This is a genomic window from Robiginitalea insularis (assembly GCF_052497835.1).
On the sequence record NZ_CP199296.1, the window covers coordinates 235,900 to 262,052 of the forward strand.

At 47.9% G+C, this 26,153-nt stretch carries 26 protein-coding genes; 17 read left to right on the top strand and 9 right to left on the bottom strand.

Annotated features, from left to right (window positions below; translation table 11 throughout):
- The first annotated feature begins 19 nt into the window (after positions 1-19).
- Genes lepB through ACT6NV_RS01065 form a run of 3 tightly spaced genes read left to right on the top strand, consistent with a single transcriptional unit; the run spans position 20 to position 2,671 of the window.
- On the top strand, positions 20-1,732 hold the full coding sequence (lepB, locus tag ACT6NV_RS01055; protein WP_445385436.1) for a signal peptidase I: 1,713 nt from the start codon (positions 20-22) through the stop codon (positions 1,730-1,732).
- Positions 1,733-1,739: 7 nt separating this feature from the next.
- On the top strand, positions 1,740-2,369 hold the full coding sequence (locus ACT6NV_RS01060) for a WbqC family protein (protein WP_445385437.1): 630 nt from the start codon (positions 1,740-1,742) through the stop codon (positions 2,367-2,369).
- Positions 2,366-2,671: a DUF6122 family protein gene (locus tag ACT6NV_RS01065; protein WP_445385438.1), complete on the top strand. Its 306-nt coding sequence runs from the start codon at positions 2,366-2,368 to the stop codon at positions 2,669-2,671. Before ACT6NV_RS01060 ends, ACT6NV_RS01065 begins: the two co-directional genes overlap by 4 nt.
- A 13-nt stretch (positions 2,672-2,684) precedes the next feature.
- Here the strand turns inward: ACT6NV_RS01065 and ACT6NV_RS01070 are convergent, their stop codons facing one another.
- The 6 genes from ACT6NV_RS01070 to ACT6NV_RS01095 form a co-directional block, all read right to left on the bottom strand.
- Positions 2,685-3,560 carry a rhomboid family intramembrane serine protease gene (locus tag ACT6NV_RS01070; protein ID WP_445385439.1) on the bottom strand — a complete coding sequence of 292 codons (876 nt, stop codon included), beginning with the start codon at positions 3,558-3,560 and terminating at the stop codon, positions 2,685-2,687.
- Positions 3,561-4,307, bottom strand: a complete 747-nt coding sequence (locus ACT6NV_RS01075; protein ID WP_445385440.1) for a rhomboid family intramembrane serine protease — start codon at positions 4,305-4,307, stop codon at positions 3,561-3,563.
- A complete protein-coding gene (gene mutL / locus ACT6NV_RS01080; protein ID WP_445386652.1) occupies positions 4,308-6,155 on the bottom strand; it encodes a DNA mismatch repair endonuclease MutL in 1,848 nt (615 codons plus the stop codon).
- The gene (locus ACT6NV_RS01085; RefSeq protein WP_445382636.1) at positions 6,155-6,445 is read right to left on the bottom strand and encodes a riboflavin synthase subunit beta; all 291 of its coding nucleotides are present in this window, start codon (positions 6,443-6,445) and stop codon (positions 6,155-6,157) included. The genes mutL and ACT6NV_RS01085 overlap by 1 nt, the downstream gene beginning before the upstream one ends.
- Before the next feature lie 109 nt (positions 6,446-6,554).
- Positions 6,555-7,031, bottom strand: a complete 477-nt coding sequence (ribH, locus tag ACT6NV_RS01090) for a 6,7-dimethyl-8-ribityllumazine synthase (protein WP_445385441.1) — start codon at positions 7,029-7,031, stop codon at positions 6,555-6,557.
- Positions 7,031-7,798 (bottom strand): tetratricopeptide repeat protein, encoded by a 768-nt coding sequence (locus tag ACT6NV_RS01095; RefSeq protein ID WP_445385442.1) that lies wholly within the window; start codon positions 7,796-7,798, stop codon positions 7,031-7,033. The genes ribH and ACT6NV_RS01095 overlap by 1 nt, the downstream gene beginning before the upstream one ends.
- Positions 7,799-7,915: 117 nt before the next feature.
- On the opposite strand from ACT6NV_RS01095, the gene recF reads away from it, so the two are divergent.
- From recF to ACT6NV_RS01110, 3 genes are read left to right on the top strand one after another with little or no spacing between them, the layout of a single operon-like run.
- A complete protein-coding gene (gene recF / locus ACT6NV_RS01100; RefSeq protein WP_445385443.1) occupies positions 7,916-8,995 on the top strand; it encodes a DNA replication/repair protein RecF in 1,080 nt (359 codons plus the stop codon).
- A gap of 13 nt (positions 8,996-9,008) precedes the next feature.
- Positions 9,009-9,419, top strand: a complete 411-nt coding sequence (locus tag ACT6NV_RS01105) for a hypothetical protein (RefSeq protein ID WP_445385444.1) — start codon at positions 9,009-9,011, stop codon at positions 9,417-9,419.
- Positions 9,412-9,705 (top strand): DUF721 domain-containing protein, encoded by a 294-nt coding sequence (locus tag ACT6NV_RS01110; RefSeq protein ID WP_445385445.1) that lies wholly within the window; start codon positions 9,412-9,414, stop codon positions 9,703-9,705. Before ACT6NV_RS01105 ends, ACT6NV_RS01110 begins: the two co-directional genes overlap by 8 nt.
- Before the next feature lie 47 nt (positions 9,706-9,752).
- Here ACT6NV_RS01110 and ACT6NV_RS01115 read toward each other — a convergent pair whose 3' ends face one another.
- Both ACT6NV_RS01115 and ACT6NV_RS01120 read right to left on the bottom strand, forming a co-directional pair.
- The gene (locus tag ACT6NV_RS01115) at positions 9,753-10,175 is read right to left on the bottom strand and encodes a nucleoside-diphosphate kinase (protein ID WP_445382642.1); all 423 of its coding nucleotides are present in this window, start codon (positions 10,173-10,175) and stop codon (positions 9,753-9,755) included.
- A gap of 49 nt (positions 10,176-10,224) precedes the next feature.
- The gene (locus tag ACT6NV_RS01120) at positions 10,225-11,259 is read right to left on the bottom strand and encodes an alkaline phosphatase D family protein (protein ID WP_445385446.1); all 1,035 of its coding nucleotides are present in this window, start codon (positions 11,257-11,259) and stop codon (positions 10,225-10,227) included.
- Positions 11,260-11,329: 70 nt separating this feature from the next.
- Here ACT6NV_RS01120 and ACT6NV_RS01125 point away from each other — a divergent pair, with 70 nt between their 5' ends.
- From ACT6NV_RS01125 to ACT6NV_RS01135, 3 genes are read left to right on the top strand one after another with little or no spacing between them, the layout of a single operon-like run.
- Positions 11,330-12,346 (top strand): DHH family phosphoesterase, encoded by a 1,017-nt coding sequence (locus tag ACT6NV_RS01125; protein ID WP_445385447.1) that lies wholly within the window; start codon positions 11,330-11,332, stop codon positions 12,344-12,346.
- On the top strand, positions 12,343-12,891 hold the full coding sequence (gldI, locus tag ACT6NV_RS01130) for a gliding motility-associated peptidyl-prolyl isomerase GldI (RefSeq protein WP_445385448.1): 549 nt from the start codon (positions 12,343-12,345) through the stop codon (positions 12,889-12,891). The genes ACT6NV_RS01125 and gldI overlap by 4 nt, the downstream gene beginning before the upstream one ends.
- 12 nt (positions 12,892-12,903) lie before the next feature.
- Positions 12,904-14,013 (top strand): peptidylprolyl isomerase, encoded by a 1,110-nt coding sequence (locus ACT6NV_RS01135; protein WP_445385449.1) that lies wholly within the window; start codon positions 12,904-12,906, stop codon positions 14,011-14,013.
- A gap of 30 nt (positions 14,014-14,043) precedes the next feature.
- Here the strand turns inward: ACT6NV_RS01135 and ACT6NV_RS01140 are convergent, their stop codons facing one another.
- Positions 14,044-15,507, bottom strand: coding sequence for an aminoacyl-histidine dipeptidase (locus ACT6NV_RS01140; protein WP_445385450.1), 1,464 nt, complete (start codon positions 15,505-15,507; stop codon positions 14,044-14,046).
- A 78-nt stretch (positions 15,508-15,585) separates the two neighbouring features.
- Here ACT6NV_RS01140 and ACT6NV_RS01145 point away from each other — a divergent pair, with 78 nt between their 5' ends.
- From ACT6NV_RS01145 to ACT6NV_RS01180, 8 genes are all read left to right on the top strand, one after another.
- Positions 15,586-16,671 (top strand): DUF3810 domain-containing protein, encoded by a 1,086-nt coding sequence (locus ACT6NV_RS01145; RefSeq protein WP_445385451.1) that lies wholly within the window; start codon positions 15,586-15,588, stop codon positions 16,669-16,671.
- A gap of 97 nt (positions 16,672-16,768) precedes the next feature.
- Complete coding sequence (locus tag ACT6NV_RS01150) at positions 16,769-19,717, top strand: amidohydrolase family protein (RefSeq protein ID WP_445385452.1); 2,949 nt, start codon at positions 16,769-16,771, stop codon at positions 19,715-19,717.
- 25 nt (positions 19,718-19,742) lie between these two features.
- A complete protein-coding gene (locus tag ACT6NV_RS01155) occupies positions 19,743-21,029 on the top strand; it encodes an amidohydrolase family protein (protein ID WP_445385453.1) in 1,287 nt (428 codons plus the stop codon).
- 72 nt (positions 21,030-21,101) lie between these two features.
- On the top strand, positions 21,102-21,923 hold the full coding sequence (locus tag ACT6NV_RS01160) for a TrmH family RNA methyltransferase (protein ID WP_445385454.1): 822 nt from the start codon (positions 21,102-21,104) through the stop codon (positions 21,921-21,923).
- Between the two features lie 85 nt (positions 21,924-22,008).
- Complete coding sequence (locus tag ACT6NV_RS01165; protein ID WP_445385455.1) at positions 22,009-23,256, top strand: M48 family metallopeptidase; 1,248 nt, start codon at positions 22,009-22,011, stop codon at positions 23,254-23,256.
- A 15-nt stretch (positions 23,257-23,271) separates the two neighbouring features.
- Positions 23,272-23,511, top strand: a complete 240-nt coding sequence (locus ACT6NV_RS01170; RefSeq protein WP_445385456.1) for a CBU_0592 family membrane protein — start codon at positions 23,272-23,274, stop codon at positions 23,509-23,511.
- A gap of 117 nt (positions 23,512-23,628) precedes the next feature.
- Complete coding sequence (locus ACT6NV_RS01175; RefSeq protein ID WP_445385457.1) at positions 23,629-23,796, top strand: hypothetical protein; 168 nt, start codon at positions 23,629-23,631, stop codon at positions 23,794-23,796.
- A gap of 148 nt (positions 23,797-23,944) precedes the next feature.
- Positions 23,945-26,152, top strand: coding sequence for a RelA/SpoT family protein (locus tag ACT6NV_RS01180; protein ID WP_445385458.1), 2,208 nt, complete (start codon positions 23,945-23,947; stop codon positions 26,150-26,152).
- Position 26,153: the final 1 nt, after the last annotated feature.

Consider the following 26,153-nt stretch of genomic DNA (forward strand, 5'->3'; position numbering starts at 1 on the left):
CTCTTTAAGCTATTGAAACATGAATTACACTCAGTGGATCATCTTTATTTTAGCAGTGCAGGTCATCCATTTTGCGGGTACCTGGAAATTGTACCTTAAAGCTGGCAGAAAAGCCTGGGAAGCGGCTATTCCCGTCTATAATGCGATTGTCCTGATGCAAATCATCCGGCGGCCAAGGTGGTGGGTCTTCCTTTTATTTATTCCTATCATTAACCTGTTGATGTTCCCGGTGGTCTGGGTGGAAACCATCCGCAGTTTTGGGAAGAACAGCCTGAAAGACACCTGGCTGGTGTTACTTACGCTGGGGTTCTACATATATTACGTTAACTATGCCGAGGACGTAAATTATATTGAAGACCGCAGCCTGCATCCGAAAAGTGCCTCAGGGGAATGGGTCAGTTCCATTGTTTTTGCAGTGGTAGCGGCCACCTTGGTCCACACTTACTTTATACAGCCCTTCGTAATCCCTACCGGCTCCCTGGAACGTACCCTCAGGATTGGAGACTTGTTATTTGTAAGTAAGTTCCATTATGGGGCCCGGGTTCCTATGACTACCGTTGCTGCTCCCATGGTGCACGATACCCTTCCCGGACTGGGGGTTCGTTCCTACCTTAAAAAGCCACAGCTTCCCTATATGCGGCTCCCGGGTTTTCAAAAAGTTAAGAGGAACGACCTGGTGGTATTCAGCTGGCCTGCAGACACCGTACGGCAGTTCTTTAAGGCAGAGGAAGGGGTAGATAAACCCATAGACAAGAAGTCCAATTATGTAAAACGATGTGTGGGCGTCCCCGGGGATTCCCTGGAAGTGAAAGACGGGATTGTTTACAGTAACGGCAAGCCGTTGGAGCTCCCGGACCGGGCCAAACCCATGTATGATTATACCGTTTACTCACAGCAAGGGGTCTCTTCCAAAACCTTTGAAAATGTTGGGGCTGACGATTTCCTGAGGACCTATGTAAGTGCACCCCTGAACCAGCAACAGCTCAATATATTGTCCCAATACCTGTACCGCTATGACGGCCTTGAGAATGGGCAGGTAGCCCTGGTTACCCCAGCCCGGGGGATCCCTATTGAAGCCATCCGGCAGGCCCGTGTAACCAATATCCGGGAGGTATCCTCCAGGGAACGGACAGCAACCCTGACCGCTGAGATGGTGAGCTCCCTTAAAGCGGTCTCATCTATAGACTCTGTTATCAAATTAGTAGAAACCGAAGGAATACGCGGTGATAATATTTTCCCGCAGGATCCCCGCTACCCATGGAATTACGATCAGTTGGGACCCATCTATATCCCGGCCAGGGGTGATAAGGTTGCCATCAGCCCTGAAACCCTGCCACTCTATAAAAAAATCATTCGCGATTACGAGCACAATACGGTCGGTATTTCCGGTAATCAGGTTTTAATTAACGGGGAACCCAGCACCTCTTATACTTTCCAGCAGGATTATTACTGGATGATGGGGGACAACCGGGACCATTCCGAAGACAGCAGGGCCTGGGGCTATGTCCCTGCCAATCATATAGTGGGGAAGCCCATTTTTATCTGGATGAGTTTTGACAACTTCAATGAGGGAATGGCCAACTGGAGGCCCAGATGGGATCGAATCTTTACAACCGTAGGTGGTGAAGGAAAACCCCGTTCCTATTTTCGATATTTCCTGCTTGCCCTGGCTGCTTATTTCGTTCTGGACTTCCTGTACCGAAGAAAGAAAAAAGCTTCCAAAAAAGGCTGATCCGAAAATGACCATTCTGCTGCATCCGGCCTATTTTCCCAATTGCGTGACCATGGCGGTACTCGCCCGGGGACAGGTGATCTGGGAAGGCTGGGACAATTATCAGAAGCAGACCTATCGCAACCGTTGTTATATTTGTACGGACCGCGGGGCACAGATGCTCAGCATCCCTATTAAACACGTGGGGGGAAAAACCGGGAGGCAACCTTACCGGGATGTTCGCATAGACAATAATTATCTTTGGCAAAGACAGCACTGGAGGGGACTACAGACGGCATACCGTTCTTCCCCTTTTTTTGAGTTTTACGAGGCAGACCTCAGGCCTCTTTTTGAAAAGCCCTTTACGTATCTGATGGACCTCAACCTCCACACCATTGAGGTATTCTGTAATTTACTGGGAGTGGATTTTCCAACTGAAAGCACCCAAAGTTACGAGCCTGAACCACAGCAGCACACGGATGCAAGGGAGCTGGTGATTGCAAAAGGATCAAAAATCAAAGACCTGCCGCCCTATCCACAGGTTTTTCAGGAGCGCCATGGTTTTGTGGCCAACCTCAGTTGCCTGGACCTGCTCTTTAACGAGGGTAACCGGGCGCTACAGTATTTGCAAAACCTGCACACCCCCTTTTCTAAATGATGGATATACTGCATTACGGTTTGCATTTCGGGGCACCTCCCCTGCTTGCCTGGATTTTTTTCAGGAAGCACTGGTTAAAAGCGGCGCTGATCCTGTGGGCGGGCATCCTGATCGATCTGGACCACTTGCTGGCTACTCCTGTATTTGACCCGGATCGTTGCAGCATAGGGTTCCATCCCCTGCACAGCTATTGGGCAATGAGCGCTTATGTATTGCTACTGCTTCCTGCCAAAACCCGACTGATCGGGATTGCACTCTGCCTGCATCTGCTGGCAGATGGGGTAGCCTGTATAGGGATATAAGCTAGTTTGGGAATTAGTTTTCCTTTCCGGCTTTAAAGAGGAAGTCCTTCTCAGCCTTGGTCAGGCTTTCGTAACCGGACTTGCTTATTTTATCGAGGATCTGATCTACTTTCCGCTGCCGGGCCTCTTTGTCGTAAGCTTCTTTGGACTGGGCAGGCTTATCTTTTTTACGGTATACGGTTTTAAGCGGGCCTTTGCGCTGTTTCTTTTCAAACAGGCTCCCGAGGCCTTCGAGCATACGGGAAAAGCCGGCTCCCAAATCCTTGCCCTGTAATGCCTGGCTTGCATACATATAGCCGAGCAGGGCTCCTCCCAGGTGGGCAATCCTGCCGCCCGGATTATCATTCAATGGGATTAATGCCAAATCCATCAGCACAAAAAAGGCTCCTATATACCAAAGTTTGAGGTTGAAGAAAAACACCCTTACCATCTGGTTGGGGGTATACGTACAGATAAATATAAGTACCGCCATAACCCCTGCCGAAGCTCCTATTAACGGAGACTGGCTTGCAGCAAAGGCCGGAAAGATATTATAGGCAGCCAGAAAGAAGGCACCCCCGAGAATGACACCTAAAAAATATACGTTTATAAATCTTTTGGGTCCGAAAAGGTTAAAGAACATGCGGGAAATATAATAGAGCAGCAGCATGTTGAATAGTATATGCCAGATCCCGCCGTGTAAAAAAGAATAGGTTACAATAGACCAGGGCTGCAACAAAAAATCAAAAAAGTCCTTGGGGAGCTCAAACCATCTCTCCAGTGCCCCTGCAGGCATACGGAAAAGGAAGCCTGCCAGGCCGAACAGGATAAAGACAGCCACGTTGATTACGATTAACTTCTCAGCAATGGTAAGGCGGGCAAATTGATATTTCAGGTTTCCGTTATTCATCTATACATCCCATCGGTTATTGTTAAACTGATTTTTCTTCCAGTACCACATCATCAGGAAGCCGAAGAGTGCGCCGCCCACATGTGCAAAATGCGCAATTCCGGACCCAAAGATAGAATATCCTGTAACACCAGAGAAAAGGTCCAGGGCAATAAGCACGGGGATAAAGTATTTCGCCTTAATGGGGATTGGCAGAAAAATAAGGAAAAGTTCGCTGTTGGGATAGGACATCCCGAAGGCAACCAAAATCCCGTAAATGGCTCCGGAAGCACCCACGGCAGGGGTAAAGTAAGATTCCAGCATGCCGGAAATCAGGCCGGGATCCGCTATTTGGTTCCACTCTGTATTGTATTGGCCCTGAGTAAGCAGCGCATAGATATCTGTTTCAGCCACCCCCGCACTCACAAGGGCATCCACTCCCTGTTGCACGTGATAAAAGTTCACCCCGGAATGGATGAGGGCGGCCCCCAGGCCAGCTGAAAAATAAAAAAACATAAACTTTTTGGTGCCCCACATTCGCTCGAGGGGAGAACCAAAAGCCCAAAGGGCATACATATTGAAAAAAATATGGCCAAACCCCCCATGCATAAACATATGGGAAACTGCCTGCCAGACCCCAAAGTTGGAGTTCCCGGGATACCAGAGTGAAAACCATTGGTAAAGCTGGTCTCCGTACAAGCTGGTCGCAACAAAAAACAGGATGTTGATCAGCAGTAAATGCTTAATTCCATCGGTAAGTCTTCCCATTTATTTCAATTTATTTTCAAGTTCTTCCATAGACAGGGTTGTATGGATACGTTTATTGAACGGGCTCAGCGCAGATTCCTTACATCCGAACAGATCATTTATCAGTGCCATCTGTGAAACATGGTCCAGAACCACGCCGGGTTTTACAGCCAGGGCCTGACACAGACTTTTGGCAATCCGGTCTCCCTGTGAGAAGGCACCGGTATCCTCATGCTGCTGCCACTGGGCGATCAGGCTGTCCAGCAATTCAGGCACTTCCTGCTCTTTGATCAAAAAAGGGAGCGCCTGTACTTCAAATTCGGCCTCCATTTCTTCCCCGAACCGAAACCCCATTCCTTCCAGGGGTTCGCGAATGGTTTTCAAAATACTCATTTCGGCCGGGCTGAAAGAAAGCTTCAGGGGAAACAAAAGCACCTGTGAAGCCGGTTTGGAACTGGTAATATTTTCAAGGAAGCCTTCGTAGAGGACCCTCTGGTGTGCCCTGTGCTGGTCAATCAGCAACAAACCTGACTTAACGCGGGTCAATATATATTTCCTGCCCAACTGAAAGGTACTACTATCCGAGCTGGAAGAATCTGCCGATTCCTCAAAAAGATCCCTGGGCCGTTCTTCGGATTCCACAACCCATTCGGTAGAATCTTTCCCTGTTTGCTCAGCTGTGTTCAGGCCTTCATAAAGGGCCTCCCAGTGTGCCGAACTTGCCGTGGCTTTGGTATATTTTTTACCACCCCCGGTTTCCCCTGCAAATGGGTTAAAACTCCTGTCTACCGTAATCTGAGGTATTTCGGCACCCTTATTTCGATAGGCATAAGGGGTTTCCAGGTTCTGGTCTTTCTCGAAGTCCAGTACAGGATGAATGTTAAACTGTCCGAGACTATGCTTGATGGCTGCACGTAAAATAGCGTAGAGGCTTTGCTCGTCTTCAAACTTGATCTCGGTCTTGGAGGGATGGATATTGATATCTATGGATTCTGGCGGGACGTCCAGGAAAATAAAATACCCGGGGTAGGTATCTGTTTTAAGAAGCCCCTCATAAGCAGCCATAACGGCATGATGGAGGTAGGAACTTTTTATAAAGCGGTTATTGACAAAGAAAAACTGCTCCCCCCGGCTCTTCTTGGCAAATTCAGGCTTGCACACAAAGCCGCCAATAGCAGCGATCTGGGTTTCTTCCCGTACTGGTACCAGCCGCGAATTCATGCGGTCGCCAAAGAGATACCCCAGGCGTTTGCGCAAGGGGCTGTCCGGCAGGTTGAAAAGTTCCTGGTCATTATGGAGCATTTTAAAACGGATTCCCGGATGTGCCAGTGCCACCCGATGGAACTCATCCAGTACATGGCGCAGCTCCACCCTGTCGGATTTTAAAAAGTTCCGGCGGGCAGGTATATTAAAAAACAGGTTTTTGACCTGAATGGAGGTTCCTGCCGGGGCAACAGCCTCTTCCTCTGAAAGCTGTTTCCCGCCGGCAATCTTCAGACGGGTTCCGGTTTCGGCTTCCGCTGTTCGGGTGGTCATTTCAACCTGGGCAATGGCTGCAATGGAAGCCAGGGCTTCTCCCCGAAATCCTTTGGTGTGCAGCTCAAACAGATCTGTAGCTTTGCGGATTTTTGAGGTGGCATGACGCTCAAAACTCATCCTGGCATCTGCCGGGCTCATTCCGCAGCCGTCGTCTGCAATATGAACCAGGGTCTTGCCGCCGTCCCTGATAATGAGCTCTATACTGCTTGCACCGGCATCGATGGCATTTTCAAGCAATTCCTTTACTACCGAAGCGGGCCGCTGTACCACTTCCCCGGCTGCAATCTGATTGGCCACATGTTCCGGCAGGATTTGAATTCTGTCTGCCATCATTGTGGAAAAAATATTGAAAGGTCAAAGTCCAGAATATACAGGACGATCAGTAGCAGTATCAACAGTATTACGATCAAACGGATTCTGAGGTTTCGGTCGCCGGCCCGCCTGCGGTCTGCCAGCGCAGATTTCCACCTCGATTTGATACCGCCAGGCGCGTCAACCGTGGTTCGGTAACGATCCAGCTTGTGTTTGATCTTAAAGGGATTACCCTCGCCATTATCCTCATAATAACGGGGTTTATAACCGTATTTTTTATTCTTTCGAAGTTTCGAAAATCGTCCCATATCCGCAACCTCAAAAGTACAGAAAATCAAAAAGAGAGCCTTGGTATCCGTCCCAAAAATTGTTAACAGAAAGGTTAAATCAGGGCTTTTTTTACCGGAGAGCCAGACTTTAGAGGGCAGCCATCTTAATGGCGGCAATGGCAGCTTCTGTTCCCTTGTTGCCGTGGCGGCCACCGGATCGGTCCTGTGCCTGGGCAAGGGTATCATCCGTAAGTACACAAAATATTACAGGAACCGGGCCCTGTGCATTGAGGTCTTTTATCCCCTGAGCAGCTGCTGCACATACAAAATCAAAATGGGCAGTCTCCCCCCGGATGACACTGCCAATCGCGATTACAGCATCCGGTTTTTCCTGTTCTATCATGCGCTTGCAGCCAAAGACCAGTTCAAAACTTCCGGGCACGCTCCACCTTTTGATATGGTTGGGTTTTACACCGCAATCCAGCAAGGCCATTTCAGCCCCCTTGTAAAGGGCTTCGGTAATCTCCCCGTTCCATTCGGATACCACCAGGCCAATACGCATGGCTGAAGCATCCGGTAATTCAGATTTAGTGTAGTCGGAAAGGTTCTTTCCTGAAGTAGCCATTATTCCGCCTTTTGGGCCATTCCGAGCAGGGCATCCACACCGGAAGCCTGTGAAGACTGCGGAAATTCCTCTTTGATCCGTTTGAAATATTGCTCTGCCTTGGCAAATTGCTCCAGCTTCATGGCCGCAATCCCGGCCTTGTGCAGATATACAGGAGTTGTAAAGTTATTGGTATTGTGTTTAAAGGCTTTTTCGTAGTATCCCAGGGCATCATCTGTTTGTCCCAACTGCATAAAAGCATCTCCGATTGCACCAAGTCCTACCGGCCCAAGCATGGCTTCATCGGTTTTAAAGTCTTCAAGATAATCGATGGCTTCATCGTACTGGTTCAGGTTCAGATAGGAAACACCGGCAGCATAGGTCGCCAGGTTTGCCGCTTCCGTTCCCGAATATTCGCTGATGATATCGAGCAGCCCGTATTTACCTTCCGCCCCGTTCAGGGCCAGGTTGTAGAGCGAATCGGCCTGTACAGCATCCTGCTGTGCCTGCCGGAAATACTGCATTGGGAAAAATAATTCGTTGCTGGCAGTAGCCTCCCGCGGTTGTTGAATAAACTGCTGATAGCCCAGATAACCCAGTACCCCAACAGCAATGATCCCGATTATACCCAGAATGTAGGTCTGGTTACGCGCCACCCATTGTTCGGTTTTGGAGGCTGAGGTATCAAGAGTGTTGAAAACTTCCGCTGTGGTACTTCCCTGTTGGTCTAAACCCTGTTGTTCAGCTGTGGTTTTCGGTTTGTGTCCCCGCTTTTTATATGTCGCCATTTTTTGTATTATTGGTCGCGCAAAAATAAAGGTTTTATCCAAAACCCTAAGGCAATTTATTCGTTATTTTTCAATAATTTGCGAGGACCTTCCTGAACTATTCGCGGCTTGAGCAATATGCACCTAAAACACTTATCCTTACTCAATTATAAGAATTTCGAATCCAGTGAGTTCGCATTTGATTCCAAGATTAATTGTATTGTAGGGGCAAACGGGAAGGGTAAAACAAATATTCTGGATGCCATTTACCACCTGGCTTTCGGCAAAAGCTATTTCAATCCCATTACCACTCAGAATATCCGCCATGGAGCTGAATTCTTTGTCATTGAGGGACAATTTTTAAAAAAAGGAAAAGAAGAGCAGATTGTTTGCAGTTATAAAAAGGGCGTTAAAAAAGTAATCAAACGGAATGGAAAAATTTACGATCGAATTTCCGAACACATAGGGGAAGTACCGCTGGTCATTGTTTCCCCTTCGGACCGTGACCTGATCCTTGAGGGAAGCGAAACCCGCAGAAAATTTATGGATGGTGTGGTTTCCCAGTCAGACAAGGCCTATCTGCAGGATGTGCTGGACTACCATAAAATTCTATCCCAGCGTAATGCGCTGTTAAAATATTTTGCAGCCAACCACACTTTCGACCGCGGCACCCTGGAGGTCTACAACCAGCAAATGCACAGCCTGGGAAGCCGCATTCACCTCCGGCGCGAGCAGTTTATGGAAGCTTTTCAACCTATTTTTCAGGAACAATACCAGGCTATTTCGGGTGGGGATGAGGCCGTAAGCCTGCACTATGACAGCCAATTGTCAGAAATGCCCCTGCTGGATTTACTGCAGAAATTTGAGGAGAAGGACCGGGTGTTTCAGTACAGTACGCAGGGAATACACAAAGATGACCTCAATATGCAGATCGGAGGGCATCCCATAAAAAAATTCGGAAGCCAGGGGCAGCAGAAGTCGTTTCTGATTGCACTTAAATTTGCACAATTTCAGTTTATGAAAGCAAAATTAACGGAGACCCCGCTGCTCTTGCTGGATGATATTTTTGACAAACTGGATGCCCGCCGGGTGGCACATATTATAAGCCTGGTTAACCAGGACCTTTTCGGGCAAATTTTTATCAGTGACACCCATGCAGACCGTACCGAGGAGATCGTTAAGGAAATACACCAGAGTTATGCGTTTATTAAGCTGTAGATATATCCCCTTTATGTCCCTTTTAATATTCTTGCTGACGGCCTGCGGGGGAGTGCAGGAATCAGACCTGAATCAATTAGCGGGTTACTGGGAAATCAAGGAAGTGGTTTTCCCGGATGGGCAGTCCAAGCAATACACGATAAACAGCACAATAGACTTTTATCAATTACAGGCCCGGGAAGGCTTCCTTAAAAAGATGCAACCCCGTTTGGACGGAACCTACGAGACCTCTGACGATGCCCTGCCATTTGAAATCCATGAGCGGGAAGGCCGTTATTTTCTTACTTTTAAAGGAATGGATGCTTTCTGGGAAGAAGAATTGCTGAAATTGGATTCGGACCAATTACAAATCAGGCATTCCAATGGACTTGTCTATGATTATGTACGATACAAACCCCTGAATATCCCCACTGCCAATGAGTAAATCTGACAATCAGCAGTCTATGAGCGAAGCCCTGAAGTCCTTCCTCAAAAAAAACAACCTGCAAAAAGGAATAGACCAGGTATCCGTAGCCGAAACCTGGAACGAGGTAATGGGGCCGGGAGTGGCCAATTACACCCGTTCAGTGCGATTACAGGGGGATACCCTTTACGTTTACCTTACCTCTTCTGTACTGAGGGAGGAATTAAGTCTTGGCAATTCCAAAATAATCAGCCTGCTCAATGAGCAGCTCGGTCGGGAGATCGTCAGGACCCTGGTACTGCAATAAAAAACCCCGGGCAGAACCGGGGGTTTTTAATTCAATAAGATGCTTTCCTAGGCGTATATTTCCCTTCCGGAGAAATGAAAACTCCCTTCTATGGCCGCATTTTCATCACTATCAGATCCGTGAATGGCATTTTCACCTATATCCTTGGCATACAATTTACGGATGGTCCCTTCTGCCGCTTCGGCAGGGTTTGTAGCGCCAATTAAGGCACGAAAATCCTCTACTGCATTGTCTTTTTCGAGAATGGCCGAGACTATAGGGCCCCTGGTCATAAATTGAACCAGTTCATCGAAAAATGGACGGTCTTTGTGTATGGCGTAGAATTCCCGGGCGTCCCTGCGGCTTAGCTGTGTATATTTCATGGCTATGATTTTGAATCCGGCTGCAGTTATTTTTTCAAGAATGGCGCCAATATGTCCATTCTCTACCGCGTCCGGCTTAATCATAGTAAAGGTTCTGTTTCCTGTCATTTTGAAAAATTTTCGGCAAAAATACACTTTCTTGCACCAACCCGCAACATTAATACTGCTCACTTAAGCGCCCGAGCACTGCCCCGCCATCCCCGATAATTTCAAATTGGGCCCGGCGCGTTTTTAAATTAAGTCGCAGTGCGCCAAAATTTATTTCGGAAATCACCTCCCCTACCCGGAACGGATTTGGTTCTCCCGAAAAAGAATCATAAACATGGGTTAGGCCGCTGCTGGTAAAATCAATTAAAGGATAGCCCAGCTTCTCCGAGGGGTATTTTGAAAATTCTGAAATATGCCGGTCCCCGGACAAAACAATGACTCCCGGGAGCTGCACTTTTTCAAGCAGGGCCAAAAAACGGTCGCGCTCCATCGGGAAATTGAGCCAGCTTTCAAAACCATGTTCCCCGGACAACAGCTGTATACTGCTGACAATAATGGTGAAGTCTGCCCTGTCCTTACGCAACTCAGCCTCCAGCCATTGCCACTGACTTTCTCCCAGCAGGGTGGCATCCGGATCTGGGTTAGGCAGGTAGCGTTTTACGCCACTGGGGTCCTTTCGCAGTCCGGACCGCTGGAAACGGGTATCCAGCACTATAATTTTTACACTATGCCTGCCCCTTGTAAAAGTTTGGGAGTAATACACTCCCTGGCGGTTGCGGCGTGGGCTTTCCGCGGGGACCTCAAAGAAATCCAGAAAAACCTGCTTGCTCTGCTCCCGGGCCTGAAACTCCCGGCCACCATCGTTAAGGCCGTAATCGTGGTCATCCCATGTTCCCATAACGGGCACGGCTTTCTTTAAGGTCGAATATCCGGGATTTGCAGAAAGCAAATCGTATTCAGCTTTCAGCTTGCGCATGTCATCGGTGTCTGCATATACATTGTCTCCTCCCCAGATCCAGAGATCCGGCTTTTCAGCCAAAATATCATCCCAAAGGTCATTGGGCAGGTCGTTGCGGTTACAGGATCCGAATGCGATCAGGAAATTTTCCTGCTCATTTTGGAGGCCCGCCGGGGCAGCATTCCGCGTAGTTTTACAACCAGCAACAAGGATAAGTAATGCGCAAAGGGTAAACAGGTTTTTCACAGCACGAAATTTAAGTAGCTAAATTTAGGACTTTTGGATGGTCTTTCATTTAAATCGTATCTTTGCGCGCATGAATTCAGCTGATGTCCGGCAAATGCGCGAATGGCTTTCCACTCCGCAACGCATCGTACTTATCCCGCACAAGAACCCCGATGGCGACGCAATCGGGTCCTCCCTGGCGCTTTATCATTTTTTCAAGGCTGGAGGGCACCATGTGGATGTTATTTCTCCCAATGATTTTCCGGAATTTTTAAAATGGATGCCCGGGGCTGAAGCGGTTATTAACTACGAGAAAAAATCGCATCAGGCAAAGGAACGGATCGGGCTGGCCAGCCTTATTTTCACCCTGGATTTCAATTCCCTGGACCGGATCGGAAGCCTTTCGGATGCCCTGCGGGATCTGCAGGCCGATTTTATTATGATCGACCACCACCAGAGCCCGGAAAATTATGCCAGGGTTTGCTATTCGGATGTACAGATGAGTTCAACCTGTGAAATGGTCTACCATTTCCTGGCATCACTGGATGCCCTGGACCAGATTGACGACCGAATTGCCAACTGCCTGTATACCGGTATTATGACCGATACGGGTTCTTTCAAATATGCAGCCACCACCGCCACTACTATGCGGGTTGTGGCCCACCTTATGGAACAAGGAGCCGCTCATACCGAAATCCATCGACATATTTACGATACCAACCGGCCCGAGCGCCTGCAATTACTGGGTTGTGCCCTGCAAAACCTGACCATCCTTCCCGCCTATCGAACGGCCTATATTACCTTGTCACAGGAAGAACTGGATCGCTACCATTTTCAAAAGGGAGACACGGAGGGTTTTGTGAACTACGGGCTCTCCCTGAAGGATGTGGTATTGGCGGCCATTTTTATAGAAAACCGGGATGAGAAAATCATCAAAATTTCCCTCAGGTCACAGGGCTCATTTTCCGTGAATGAATTTTCACGGGCCCATTTTAACGGAGGCGGTCATATAAATGCTGCGGGAGGCCGCAGCGAGCTGTCTTTGGAAGAAACTACAAAAAAATTCGAAGGGCTTTTGCCCGGCTACCAAAAGGAATTGAATGTATGAGAAAAATTGTGGGCCTGCTGTGCCTTATTATCACAATTATCGCCTGTGAGGGACCGCAACCCAGACGGCCCGTTGAAGTGAAAGGCGGGAGTTTTTTAAAACAATCTGCGGAGCGGAATAAAGACCTTCTGGCAAAAGAGGAGGCTTTTCTGCAGGAGCTCATCACAAAGGACAGTTTGCACAGCTATGTAAATACCGCCAGTGGTTCCATTTACTATTACGAGATACAGCAAGACAGTGCTTCCTACAAGCCCCGCCCTGACGATTTGGTGACCCTAACCTATAATATAATGAGTTGGAATAACGATACCATCTACCGGAAATCGGAGATTGGGGAATTGCGTTATAAGGTAGACAAACAGGAGCTATTCCCAGGCCTGCGCAATAGCGTAAAGTTACTGGCAGAAGGGGAAAAGGCCACCTTTTTATTTCCCTCATCCCTGGCTTATGGTTACCATGGTGACAATGACCGCATTGGCCCTAATGTTCCGATCAAAAGCACCATTGAAATATTGAAAATCGAGAAAAACACTGAATCCAAATAAATTATGTTTCCTATGAAAAATACCCTGATTGTACTATTGCTTGCACTGGGCCTCTTTAGCGCCTGTAAGTCTAAGCACTATGCCGAAATGAGCGATGGTATTTACGCTGAATTACAAACCAATAAAGGGGATATTGTTATCCGCCTGGAGCACGACAAAACTCCGGTGACCGTGGCTAATTTTGTAAGTCTTGCAGAAGGCAACAATCCTTTTGTGAGTGAAGAATTTAAGGACAAACCTTACTATAATGGCCTGACCTTCCACAGGGTCATGAAGGATTTTATGATACAGGGCGGTGACCCGCTTGCAAATGGCAGTGGGAACCCCGGCTATCGTTTTAAGGATGAATTTGTAGACTCCCTGACCCATTCCGGAAAAGGAATTGTTTCCATGGCCAACGGCGGGCCAAAGACCAACGGGAGTCAATTCTTTATTACCCATACCGAAACGCCATGGCTGGACGGTCGGCATACCGTATTCGGAGAAGTGGTTGAAGGTATTGACGTAGTGGATAGCATCGCGGCAGTACCCGTTGGTGAGGGTAATAAACCGCTGGAACCAGTAGTTATGGAGGAAGTAGAAATTGTCCGAAAAGGAAAAGAAGCTAAAAATTTCGACGCTGTACAGATCATGAAGGACTATTTTGCCGAGGAAGAGGCCCTTGAAGCCGAACGGCAGAAAATGATGAGTGCCTTTGTCGCTGAACTGCAATCGCAAAAAGAGCAGGCCACGGCTTTGCCCTCCGGTTTGAAATACCTGACATTGCAGGAAGGAAGCGGTCCCAAACCGGCCATTGGGGATAAAGTGATTGTCAATTACGCCGGCTGGCTTGAGAACGGAACCCTGTTTGACACCAGTGTCGATTCCATTGCAAGGACCTCCGAAAATTACTCCCAATTATTGCAAATGCACAGGGGTGTATTTCAGCCTTCCCTGATGGACTACAGTACAGAGTCCAGGCTGATCGCTGGTTTTAAAGAGGGCCTGCTCAACATGAAAGTAGGAGACAAATACCGTTTGTTCATCCCGCCGCATCTGGGGTATGGGGAACAGGGCTCCGGACCGATCCCGCCCAACAGCACCATGGTATTTGATGTGGAAATACTGGAAATCCAGGAATAATTTTAAGACCCCGGGAATTCCCGGGGTTTTTTATGCTTTCTTCGGAATGTTTTGCAGTACATCACAGAGCCATTTCCAGAACTTCAGACTGGAGCTGACAGATGCCCTTTCATCAGGGGAATGGGCCCCATGGATGGTAGGACCGAAACTGATCATGTCCATTTCAGGGTAGTGGTCTTTCAGGATGCCGCATTCCAGGCCCCCGTGCCCCGCTACTTTGCGCGGTGTTTCCCCGAATAAATGCTCATATCTCCGGGAGACAAGTTGCAGAATTTCAGATTCCGGTTCCGGCAGCCATCCCGGATAATCCCCACTCATTTCAACACTGTACCCCGCCAGCGCAAAAGTTGCCTCTAATTGCATGGAAAGGCTTTTTTTGGCACTCTCACGGGAAGAACGGCACAGGCAACCTGCCCGGATACTCCCTTCCCCTACCCTTACCTGCGCCAGGTTGTTGGAGGTTTCTGTCATTTCAGGGAACTCATGGCTCATGGCAAATACCCCATTGTGAACACTGTACAGGCATCTTAACAAGAGAGTTTGATCTGCAGGGGACATCAGCTGTTTAGGCAGCTCAACCGCTTCCATTTCAATTGTAATATTGGGGTCGCGTGAAAGGTATTCAGAAAGGATGGCTTCTCTTTCGTTTTGAAAAGCTTTTTCGAAATTTTTTAAACCGGAATTTTCAACCGCAAGGATAACTACACTCTCCCTGGGGATTGCATTGCGGAGATTCCCCCCCTGAAAACTATTCAGGCCGAAGGGCTGTTCGGCCTGGCAGGCATACAGCAGCCGGGTCATCAGCTTATTGGCATTTCCGAGTCCTTTATGGATATCCATCCCGCTATGCCCGCCGCTCAATCCTTTTATCTGCAGGCGGATTCCGGACATCCCATTTCCTGAAGCTATGGGCTGATACATGCCGCTTGCGGTAATATCCACCCCGCCGGCACATCCTATCCCAAGTTCATCGTCCTCCTCGGTATCCAGGTTGAGCAGTATTTCTCCCTTTAACCAGTCTTTACTGAGGTTTTTGGCCCCGGTCATCCCGGTTTCCTCATCTATTGTAAAAAGGGCTTCAAGCGGAGGGTGGATAAGGGCGCTGGATTCGAGAATGCCCATTATGGCTGCCACCCCAAGGCCGTTATCTGCCCCAAGAGTGGTGCCTTTTGCGCGTACCCAGTCCCCATCGGTATACATCTGTATCCCCTGAGTATCAAAATTAAATTCGGTATTGTTGTTTTTTTGATGGACCATGTCCAGGTGGGCCTGTAAAACCACAGTTTTCCTGTCTTCCATACCAGCAGTGGCCGGTTTACGGATCAGCACATTACCGGAAGCATCCCTTTCGGTTTCCAGGCCCAGAGAAGTCCCGAATGCCATCATAAACTGTATGACTTTCTCTTCTTTTTTGGAAGGTCTGGGAACCGCGTTAAGGGCTGCGAAATTTTTCCAGATTTGCATCGGTTTCAGTTCCGCTATTGAATTACTCATAGTCTTCGGTCTTTTAAAAGTCCTTAAAAGTACATATTGCAATTCAAGTCTGAATGATTAATGGCTATTTTTGAGCTTGTGAAAAGCAAATTAAAAAATGGGATTGCCCTGAGCCTGCCCATTCAGATACTACTGATACAGTGGGCGGCTGCACATCCGGGCTGGGTTGAGAAATATTACAGTCAGGGCGTTTACCCCTATATTTCGGTTTTTTTCCGTTACCTCTACGGGTGGGTCCCATTTTCAGTGGGAGATATGCTATATGCATGCCTGGGACTGCTGGCTCTGTGGTACCTGATCAGAAAGCGGCATAAAATCCGCGCAAAACCCCTTCCTTTTCTGCGCGATTTAATCATGTCCCTTGCCATTCTGCATTTTACCTTTTACAGCCTCTGGGGGCTGAATTATTTCAGGATGCCCCTGGGGCAGCAATTGGGGCTCAAAGAATCTTATTCAGAACAGCAATTGATCACGCTTACCGAATTTCTGCTGAAAGAAGCCAACAGGCAACAACTGCAATTGGCCGGAGACAGTCTGCAGGCGGTGAGATTTAATTTTACAAAACCGGAAAGTTTTCAGAAAACCCGGCAAGGCTACCAGCTGCTGAAAGCAGATTACCCTGAATTTGAATACTACCCGGCCAGCCTGAAAAACTCTATCTTCAGCAGCCTGCTTTCCTATATGGGGTACGGGGGCTACCTGAACCCCTTTACAGGGGAAGCGCAGGTTAACGGCCTACTGCCACTCTTTCGGTTTCCGGTGGTTTGCGGGCATGAGGTAGCCCACCAGTTAGGTTATTCTGCAGAAAATGAAACGAATTTTATCGGGTGGCTGGTCAGTTCCCGAAATAAAGATCCATATATTCAATACAGCTCAACTGCCTATGCGCTTTCCTACTGCCTTAGTTCTCTGGACCAGCTAAATCCTGAGGCCCGCAAATCACTGAGCGGAAAAATGAATCCGGGTCTGAAGCGGAACTTTGAAGAAGTCCGGCGTTTTTGGGAGCAGTATAAAAACCCCCTCGAACCGGTCTTCAAATATATCTTTAACAGCTATCTGCAGGCCAACGGACAACGGGATGGAATAAGGAGTTACAGCCGCGTGGTTTCCCTGCTGATTGCATACCACCACAAAGAAGGGCTTACACCGGCTTTAGCGGATTAGCAGTGATTTAAAGAAATGTTAAAAATTCAGGGGAAATTCCTGCTTCCCTTGTGATTACCCTATTTTTAGTTCGACTAATTCAAAAAGACACACCCAGATGAAATGGAAACTACTAATCCCGGCCATCTTATGGCTGGGCGCCCTGGTGCATGCTCAGGAATACTTCCCTGAAAATGAAGGCGTTAAATCTGCCAACAACAATTATACGGCATTTACCAATGCCAGAATCTTTGTAAGTCCTACCGAACAGATAGCCAACGGTACGCTGCTCATACAAAAAGGAAAGGTGGTTCAGGTTGGGACCAATGTGCGGATTCCCGCTAATAGCATTGTGATAGACCTTGAAGGTAAATATGTATATCCTTCTTTTATCGATGTCTTTTCTTCTTTTGGAGTGGAACAGGCCAAAAGGGCCCAGCGCTCCGGCCGGTCTGCCCAATATGAACCCAGCAGAGAGGGCTTTTACTGGAACGACCATGTGATGCCTGAGAAACAGGCGGTAGACGCTTACAAGTTCGATACAAAGAAGGCTAAAGAACTTCAGGCTATCGGCTTTGGAGCCGTAAACAGCCATGTACAGGACGGGATCGCCCGGGGTACAGGTTCCTTTATTGCCCTGGATCCGGAAGGTACCGATTCCCAGCGCCTGCTGAAAGGGGTATCAGGGCAGTACTTTTCATTTGACAGGAGCATTGCTGCGCTGCAGAGTTACCCCAGCTCCCTGATGGGTTCCATGGCACTGCTCCGGCAAATGTATTACGATGCAGACTGGTATTCCAAAGGGAATGTAAGTACCACAGACCTTTCCCTTGAAGCACTGCTGGCAAACCGGAATTTAGTACAGTTTTTTGCCGCCGGGGACAAAGGGAACATCCTCAGGGCAGACGGGATTGGCGATGCCTTTGGTGTTCAGTATATAATGCTGGCCGGCGGACAGGAATATGAAAATATTGCTGATATCAAGGCAACCAACGCCTCCCTGGTGGTGCCGCTGAATTTTCCGGAAGCCTTTGACGTTTCCAATCCCTATCAGGCGGCCTATATCAGCCTGGAGGAGATGAAGCACTGGAATCAGGCCCCTTCCAACCCGGCCGTCCTGGAAAAGAACGGCATCAACTTTGCCTTTACCCTTGAAGGATTGAAATCCATGAAGGATTTCCACACCAATATCCGCAAGGCCATTAAATATGGTTTATCAGAGAGCAGGGCATTACAGGCCCTGACCACTGTCCCGGCTCAGTTACTCGGGCAGGGTGACAAGATCGGTGCCCTGAAACCCGGCTACCTGGCAAATTTCCTGATCAGTTCAGGACCAGTCTTTGATGAAGAAACCACAATGTATGAAAATTGGGTGCTGGGACGCCGTAATGTGCTCTCCGACATGACCCAAAAAGACATTCGTGGAGATTACAGCCTTATGCTTAACAGACAGCCCTTTAGCCTGGAAGTTTCCGGAAAGGCAGGTTCTCCAAAACTTAAGGTAAGTAAAGACAGTACCGAACTTAAATCCAAATTAAGTTACAGCGGTGACTGGCTGGACCTCTCCTTTACAGACGGGGAGGATCGCTACCGGCTGACTGCCAGGGTATCAGAACCCAGCCAGATTAAAGGCAAAGTAGTACTTCCTAATGGTACTGAAGACCGCTTTACAGCTACCCGAAGCGCTACTTATAAGGAAAAAACCACTGAAAAGGATGCGGAGGTTTCAGCTACTCCGGAGCTGGTACCCATCAGCTATCCGAATGTCGGATACGGCTATCGCAGCCTGCCCGTACAACAAGATATATTATTCCGCAATGCAACGGTCTGGACCGGAGAGGCGGCCGGAATACTGGAAAATACCGATGTACTGGTTCGCAATGGAAAAATATCCAAAATAGGAAAAGGCCTTAGCCCTGGGAACGCCAAAGTGATAGACGCAACGGGGAAACACCTCACAGCGGGCATCATTGACGAGCACAGTCATATTGCCGGTCTGGCCATCAATGAATCGGGCCACAATTCATCTGCCGAGGTAAAAATGACAGATGTGGTGGATCCTGAGGATATTGATATTTACCGAAACCTGGCCGGAGGGGTTACCTCCATACAGCTGCTGCATGGGTCTGCAAATCCCATCGGGGGGCGATCCGCCATCCTGAAACTGAAATGGGGAAAAAGTGCTTCTGAAATGATTTACAAAGACATGCCGAAGTTTATAAAATTTGCTTTGGGTGAAAATGTCAAGCAGAGCAACTGGCAAAGTTATAGTCGTTTTCCGCAAACACGGATGGGGGTTGAACAGGTGTTTATGAATTACTTTCAACGCGCCAAAGAATACCAGGCTTTAAAGGATTCGGGAAAACCGTTCCGATATGATGAGGAAATGGAAACCCTGGCGGAAATCCTCAGGGGCGAACGCTTTATCAGCTGTCATTCCTACGTGCAGAGCGAAATCAACATGCTTATGAAGGTGGCCGAGAAAATGGGCTTTAGGGTTAACACCTTTACCCATATCCTTGAAGGGTATAAGGTTGCTGATAAAATGGCGGAACACGGTGTGGGCGGATCCACTTTCAGCGACTGGTGGGCTTATAAATACGAGGTTAAGGACGCCATTCCTTACAATGCTGCAATCATGCACAGCGAAGGAGTAACCGTGGCCATCAACAGCGATGATGCCGAGATGTCCAGAAGATTGAACCAGGAGGCTGCCAAAACCGTTAAATACGGGGGGCTGTCAGAAGAGGAAGCCTGGAAGATGGTTACCCTGAACCCCGCCAAATTATTGCACCTGGACGACCGGGTTGGTAGTATTAAAGAAGGAAAGGATGCAGACCTGGTATTGTGGACGGACCATCCGCTTTCCGTTGTGGCCAAAGCCGAAAAGACCTTTATAGAAGGGGTTCCTTATTTCGATATGGAAACAGATGCCCTTCTGCGCAGCCAGTTGGCCGAAGAACGCAACCAGCTCATTAATATGATGCTGCAGGAGAAAGACGGTTCCGGCAACCTGAGAACTCCCCGTCAGAAGCAAAAGGAAAAATTTCACTGTGACAGCCTGTAGTATGAATCCATATAAAACACGAAACATGAAAAAATACAACGGAATTCTTTGGGCAATTATGCTGATAGCCTCCCTCTCTATGGCCCAGCAGACCCCTGCTCTGCCTCAGTCAGAGGTGATCAGCATCAGCGGGGCAACCCTGCACCTTGGCGATGGGAGCGTTATTGAAAACGGCACCCTGGTTTTTGAGAAGGGCCTCATCACCGAAATTGGTGCAAATGTCAGCCCAAGGGGAAGAGTAATCAATGCCAGCGGAAAACATGTCTATCCGGGTTTCATTGCCCCGGGAAAGTCTTTGGGCCTTATTGAAATTAACGCAGTAAGGGCCTCCGATGACGAGGACGAGATCGGGGACATGATCCCGCATGTAAGAAGTATCATCGCGTATAACGCGGAATCGCAGGTAGTGGAAAGCATGCGGCCAAACGGGGTGCTCCTTGGGCAGATAACCCCTCAGGGAGGACGTATCTCCGGTACCTCCTCCATAGTACAATTTGATGCCTGGAACTGGGAAGATGCTATCGTCAGGGAAGACGACGGGATTCATTTAAACTGGCCCAGCACCTTTAGAAGGGGCAGATGGTGGCTTGGAGAAGAAAGAGGCTACCGACCCAACAAAGACTACAGCGAGCAACAGCAGGAGGTTGCGGATTTTGTAAAAAACGCAAAGGCATACGGCTCCGGAAGCAACAGCCCGCTGAATCCTGCCTTCAAGGCCATGCAGGGCCTGTTTGACGGTAGTAAAACCCTGTACGTATACGCAGACGGGGAACGCGAAATCATCGATGGGATAAGTGCCATGAAGACCGCCGGGGTTCAGAAGGTAGTACTGGTTGGAGGGTATCAGGCGCATAAGATCACTGATTTCCTGAAAGATCAGCAGATCCCGGTCCTGGTTAACTATACCCATACCCTGCCGAACCTCAACGACGATCCGTATGACCATACCTACAAATTACCCAAATTACTGGTTGATGCAGGCCTGCTGGTAGGCATACAGAATGCGGATGCATCCAATTTCCAGACCCGTAACCTTCCCTTCTATGCCGGGCAGGTTGCCGGACAGGGCCTGGAATTTGAAAAAGCGCTGCAGCTCATCAGTAGCAATACTGCAAAAATTCTGGGTATTGATGACAAATACGGGAGCCTGGCCAGCGGAAAAAGTGCAACCCTTTTCATATCGGAGGGCAACGCCCTTGAAATGAGGGGCAACCGGCTGACCCATGCCTTTATAGATGGCAGGGAAATTTCCCTTGAAACGCATCAAACAGAGCTTTGGAAGCGCTATATGGAAAAATATGAAGGGCAATAAGCCTCAGCCATAAACAAAAAAAGAACGGAACAGGCGGCTAAGCCTGTTCCGTTTTTTCTTTAATATTGCCTTATGACCGAACCCAAATATATCAGCAGCTTTCAAAACCCTGAAGTTCGGCAGCTCATCAGCCTGAGGGAGAAATCCCGGGAGCGGCGTAAAACAGGGCATTTTCTGCTCGAGGGAAAAAGGGAGCTGCAACTGGCTCTGCAGGGAGGGTATCGGCTGGTCCGGCTTTATTTCTGTCCGGATATAACCCCACTGGAGGAGGCCCGGGAACTGTCCGGTATTTCCGATGTAAGGGAATTAGTAGCCCTTAGTGCGGAAGTCTATAAAAAAACGGCCTACCGTGAGGGTACAGAGGGGGTACTCGCCCTTATGGAGTCCCAGAATCATGATTTGAAATCCCTGGCTTTTGCCAATAAGAAACCTCTTATCCTTTTAGCCGAGGCTCCTGAAAAGCCTGGAAATATCGGGGCTTTATTTCGAACAGCAGACGCAGCAGCCCTGGATGCCGTTATCATTGTCAACCCCCGTGGGGATCTATACAATCCCAATATAATACGCTCCAGTGTGGGATGTCTTTTTACCGTACCGGTAGCTGTTGGAAGCGTGGAGGAAGTCTCTGATTTTTTAAAACTACACGGGATTCAGGTATTAGCTGCAGCGCTTGGGGCCCCTACCCGTTACGACCAGGCAGATTACAGCGGAGCAACTGCAATTGCAGTGGGAACGGAGGCAACCGGGTTGAGCCCGTTTTGGAGTGAACGTGCCGATCTCAATATAGAGATCCCTATGCGGGGCAGCATAGATTCCATGAATGTTTCGGTCGCGGCATCCATCATTATATTTGAAGCACTGCGCCAGCGCAATTTTGGAAATGTAAAACCGTAGCATGCCAAAAGAAAGGTCAGTTGTCTAATAAATTACTGGCGTACAAAAATTTATTAGTATTTTTCCCACCGCTCAAACCAATCCCATGTCTTCAGAAAGTCTGTATTACCTTATTATCGGAATCCTGATACTGCAATTTGCGGTAGAAACCTTGCTGGATTACCTGAACGCCCGCAAGTTTGGCGATCCCCTGCCAGAAGAGGTGGCCAATGTATATTCATCTGAGGCCTATGAACGATCCATGGCTTATAAAAAAGCTAATTACCGCTTTGGCCTGTTTTCAGGGAGTTTTTCCCTGGCCCTTACCCTGGCCTTTTTGATTTTCGGTGGTTTTGAATGGGTAGACCAACTCGCGATGGGTATCAGTGAAAATCCAATCAGCAAGGGCTTGTTATTCTTCGGGATTATATTGCTGGGAAGCGGCTTACTGTCTTTGCCTTTCAGTTATTACCATACCTTCGTGATTGAAGAAGCCTTTGGTTTTAATACCAGTAGCCCGGCCTTATGGCTTACAGACCGGTTAAAGAGTACTTTTTTGATGGTGTTTCTCGGTGGTGGCTTACTGTTGCTGGTAATATGGTTTTACAGGTGGGCCGGAAACGGGTTCTGGATATATGCCTGGGGGGCCATCAGTTTTTTCACCCTTTTTATGAACCTTTTTTACAGCCGCCTGATTGTTCCCCTGTTCAACAAGCAGGTGCCGCTGGAAGATAGCAGTTTAAAGTCTCGTATTGAAGCCTATAGCCGCAAGGTGGGCTTTGAATTAAAAAATATTTTTGTGATAGATGGCTCGAAGCGGTCTACCAAGGCCAACGCTTATTTTTCAGGTTTTGGCAAGGAAAAGCGCATTACGCTATACGACACGCTTATCAAAGACCTGGATGAATCTGAAATAGTGGCCGTACTGGCACATGAAGTGGGTCATTACAAGAAAAAACACATCGTCTTTAACCTGATTGTTTCCATTTTGCTCACAGGATTTACCCTTTATCTCCTGTCTGTCTTTATCAACCATCCTGAACTTTCCCAGGCTATTGGGGTGAGTACGCCCAGTTTCCATGCAGCCTTGCTGAGTTTCGGGCTTTTGTACAGCCCTATCAGCGAGATTACCGGACTGGTAATGAACTATATCTCACGGCGCTTTGAATACCAGGCAGATAATTTTGCGAGGGAAACCTTTGCTGCGGAACCGCTGATCAGCTCGCTAAAAAAGCTCTCCAGGAATAATCTGAGCAATCTCACGCCGCATCCTGCCTATGTTTTTGTACATTACTCCCACCCCCCGCTAAGCCGCCGGATCGGGAACCTGAAGGCCCGAAAGTACGGGGTTTAATTTTTAATTAGATTAATGATGACTCTTGCCGACTGGACCGGCGCCACAGGCGTCTTTCTCATTCTGAGCGCCTATATCCTGAATATCAGCGGGGTCTTAAAAACGAACCAGCTTTCTTTTAAGCTGCTGAACCTGATCGGGGCTTCTCTTGCCTGCCTGGCCTCGGTATTGCTGGATTACATCCCCTTTATTATTCTGGAAGCCACCTGGGCACTGGCATCCCTGATGGCTATCTTCCTGCCTCTCAAAAAATAACTGGTTCCCCACCATTCATGAGTTCGCAAGCAGCCTGAAAAAAATTATCTTAAATTATACCAAATTTTATGTCCGTTTACGGACACGGATTTGAAGTAATATCAAAAATATGACAACATGAAAAAACTAATTATCGTCAATGCCCTTATATGGGCAGCCGTAATATTTATCGCCTCATATTTGTACAACGGATCAGAAAATTACCAGTATTTATTAGGCGCCCTTGCCGTTGGTGCCATCCTCTCCAATGGTTTTATTTACAATTTACTGCAATCCAAAAAATGAACCCCCGGGCAATCTTCAAATAAGTCATACCTCTTTCATGTCATTGCTTTCTTAGCGCTAAAGTGGCCCATTACTGCCATAACGGCTCCTTTAGTCGCGGGCACGATTTTTGTTGTTGATCATACAGATTTATGCTATTTTTAAGGTTATGCCTACGGAGACCTACATAGAAAAGGAAAACAAGGAGATCGCCAAGCAATACAAGGAATTGCTGCGGGTGAGTTATCAGACGCTTTCGAATGAAGACAAAAAGCTGATTCGCCAGGCGTTTGATGTGGCTGTAGACGCACATAAAGACCAAAGGCGTAAGTCAGGGGAAGCCTATATCTTTCATCCAATAGCAGTTGCAAAGATCGTTGCTTCGGAAATAGGCCTGGATGCGGTTTCAATAGCCTCTGCACTTTTGCACGATGTGGTGGAAGACACTCCCTACACCCTGGACGATATTGAACAGATGTTCGGGGAAACCGTGGCCCGGATTGTGGATGGCCTCACCAAGATCGCCCACATGAAAAAGGACATGAATATCTCCCAGCAGGCGGAGAATTTCAGGAAAATGCTGCTTACCCTGCACGATGATATCCGGGTGATCATCATAAAAATTGCGGACCGTTACCACAACCTGCTCACCATGGATTCCATGCCGGAAAACAAACAGGTTAAAATTGCTTCGGAAACACTGTATATCTATGCCCCCCTGGCACACCGGATTGGCCTGTATAATATAAAAACAGAACTGGAGGACCTCAGCATAAAATATACCGAGCCGGAAGTCTACCAGGACATTCAGAGCAAGATAGAGGACTCCAAGGAAGACCAGCAACAGTATATTGATGATTTTACCAAGGTTATAAAAGATTCCCTCGACCAGGAAGGCCTGAATTACGATATCAAGGGACGGTCAAAGTCCATTTATTCCATCCGCCGTAAAATGGTGACACAGAATGTGAACTTTGACGAGATCTACGACAAATTCGCCATCCGGATTATATACAAATCAGACCGCAGGAATGAAAAATTCCTGGCCTGGAAAATTTATTCGATCGTAACGGACCATTTTACCCCCAACCCGGTCAGGCTTCGCGATTGGATCTCCTCCCCAAAAAGTACCGGATACGAGGCTTTGCATATTACGGTAATGGGCCCTAAGGGGCGGTGGGTGGAAGTACAGATCCGATCAGAACGTATGCATGAAATTGCCGAAAAAGGTTATGCGGCTCATTTTAAATACAAACACGGCGATCAGAAGGAACAGGGTATCGAAGTCTGGTTGAACCGGCTACAGGAGGCCCTGGAGTCTTCCAATGGAAGTGCGGTGGATTTTGTGGAGGAATTCAAACTAAACCTCTATTCCAAGGAAATCTTTGTCTTTACTCCACAGGGGGAATTAAAATCGCTCCCAAAAGGAGCAACCCCACTGGATTTCGCGTTTCACATCCATACCGAGGTGGGCATGCATACCAGGGGGGCCAAGGTAAATGGTAAACTGGTGCCTTTAAATACGGTTCTCAAGAGTGGGGACCAGGTGGAAATTATTACCTCTGATAATGCCAAGCCCAATCAGAACTGGCTGGATTACGCCACCACTGGCCGGGCCCGCTCCAAGATCCGCTCCTCCCTGAAAGAAGAGAAAAAAATAATTGCGGAAGATGGAAAAGAAGTCCTCAGGAGAAAATTAAAATCCCTGAAAATTACGCTCACAGAAGACGTGGTTAACAAAATGGTGGCTTACTTCCGTCTTAAAACCAGCCTGGATTTATTTTTCAGGGTTGGTAACGGTACCATTGAGAACCAGCAAATCAGGGATTTTGCGGCCTCCTACAACAATGCTTTTATCAGTTTCTTTAAAAATAAGATCCGAAGGAAACCTGCACAGGATGAGATCAACCGGGACGAGATCACTGCCAAATACGACATGCTGGTCTTCGGCAAGGAAGAAGAAAAACTCAATTACACCCTTGCCCAGTGCTGTAATCCCATTCCCGGCGATGATGTGTTCGGCTTTGTAACCGTCAACGAGGGTATTAAGGTTCATAAGAAAAACTGCCCTAATTCTATTTCCCTCCAATCGAATTACGCCTACCGGATTATCGCCGCGAAGTGGGTAGATTCCACTCAGGAGGAATTTACTGCCGAATTGCAACTGAGCGGAATAGACAATATGGGGCTGATCAATGATATAACCGATATCATTTCAGATGAGATGCATGTAAATATGCGCAATCTGAATTTCGGAACGGATGGCGGTACTTTCAGCGGACGTATAACGGTGGTTGTAAAAAATAATACGATCCTGAAAAAACTGATGGCGAACCTCAAAAAAATAAACGGTATCGACAAAGTGAGCCGGGTGTGAT

Excerpts from the sequence above, each read along its gene's own strand:
- lepB (WP_445385436.1), top strand. The coding sequence starts at position 20 with ATGAATTACACTCAGTGGATCATCTTTATTTTAGCAGTGCAGGTCATC.
- ACT6NV_RS01060 (WP_445385437.1), top strand. The coding sequence starts at position 1,740 with ATGACCATTCTGCTGCATCCGGCCTATTTTCCCAATTGCGTGACCATG.
- ACT6NV_RS01065 (WP_445385438.1), top strand. The coding sequence starts at position 2,366 with ATGATGGATATACTGCATTACGGTTTGCATTTCGGGGCACCTCCCCTG.
- ACT6NV_RS01070 (WP_445385439.1), bottom strand. The coding sequence starts at position 3,560 with ATGAATAACGGAAACCTGAAATATCAATTTGCCCGCCTTACCATTGCT.
- ACT6NV_RS01075 (WP_445385440.1), bottom strand. The coding sequence starts at position 4,307 with ATGGGAAGACTTACCGATGGAATTAAGCATTTACTGCTGATCAACATC.
- mutL (WP_445386652.1), bottom strand. The coding sequence starts at position 6,155 with ATGGCAGACAGAATTCAAATCCTGCCGGAACATGTGGCCAATCAGATT.
- ACT6NV_RS01085 (WP_445382636.1), bottom strand. The coding sequence starts at position 6,445 with ATGGGACGATTTTCGAAACTTCGAAAGAATAAAAAATACGGTTATAAA.
- ribH (WP_445385441.1), bottom strand. The coding sequence starts at position 7,031 with ATGGCTACTTCAGGAAAGAACCTTTCCGACTACACTAAATCTGAATTA.
- ACT6NV_RS01095 (WP_445385442.1), bottom strand. The coding sequence starts at position 7,798 with ATGGCGACATATAAAAAGCGGGGACACAAACCGAAAACCACAGCTGAA.
- recF (WP_445385443.1), top strand. The coding sequence starts at position 7,916 with ATGCACCTAAAACACTTATCCTTACTCAATTATAAGAATTTCGAATCC.
- ACT6NV_RS01105 (WP_445385444.1), top strand. The coding sequence starts at position 9,009 with ATGTCCCTTTTAATATTCTTGCTGACGGCCTGCGGGGGAGTGCAGGAA.
- ACT6NV_RS01110 (WP_445385445.1), top strand. The coding sequence starts at position 9,412 with ATGAGTAAATCTGACAATCAGCAGTCTATGAGCGAAGCCCTGAAGTCC.
- ACT6NV_RS01115 (WP_445382642.1), bottom strand. The coding sequence starts at position 10,175 with ATGACAGGAAACAGAACCTTTACTATGATTAAGCCGGACGCGGTAGAG.
- ACT6NV_RS01125 (WP_445385447.1), top strand. The coding sequence starts at position 11,330 with ATGAATTCAGCTGATGTCCGGCAAATGCGCGAATGGCTTTCCACTCCG.
- gldI (WP_445385448.1), top strand. The coding sequence starts at position 12,343 with ATGAGAAAAATTGTGGGCCTGCTGTGCCTTATTATCACAATTATCGCC.
- ACT6NV_RS01135 (WP_445385449.1), top strand. The coding sequence starts at position 12,904 with ATGAAAAATACCCTGATTGTACTATTGCTTGCACTGGGCCTCTTTAGC.
- ACT6NV_RS01140 (WP_445385450.1), bottom strand. The coding sequence starts at position 15,507 with ATGAGTAATTCAATAGCGGAACTGAAACCGATGCAAATCTGGAAAAAT.
- ACT6NV_RS01150 (WP_445385452.1), top strand. The coding sequence starts at position 16,769 with ATGAAATGGAAACTACTAATCCCGGCCATCTTATGGCTGGGCGCCCTG.
- ACT6NV_RS01155 (WP_445385453.1), top strand. The coding sequence starts at position 19,743 with ATGAAAAAATACAACGGAATTCTTTGGGCAATTATGCTGATAGCCTCC.
- ACT6NV_RS01160 (WP_445385454.1), top strand. The coding sequence starts at position 21,102 with ATGACCGAACCCAAATATATCAGCAGCTTTCAAAACCCTGAAGTTCGG.
- ACT6NV_RS01165 (WP_445385455.1), top strand. The coding sequence starts at position 22,009 with ATGTCTTCAGAAAGTCTGTATTACCTTATTATCGGAATCCTGATACTG.
- ACT6NV_RS01170 (WP_445385456.1), top strand. The coding sequence starts at position 23,272 with ATGATGACTCTTGCCGACTGGACCGGCGCCACAGGCGTCTTTCTCATT.
- ACT6NV_RS01175 (WP_445385457.1), top strand. The coding sequence starts at position 23,629 with ATGAAAAAACTAATTATCGTCAATGCCCTTATATGGGCAGCCGTAATA.
- ACT6NV_RS01180 (WP_445385458.1), top strand. The coding sequence starts at position 23,945 with ATGCCTACGGAGACCTACATAGAAAAGGAAAACAAGGAGATCGCCAAG.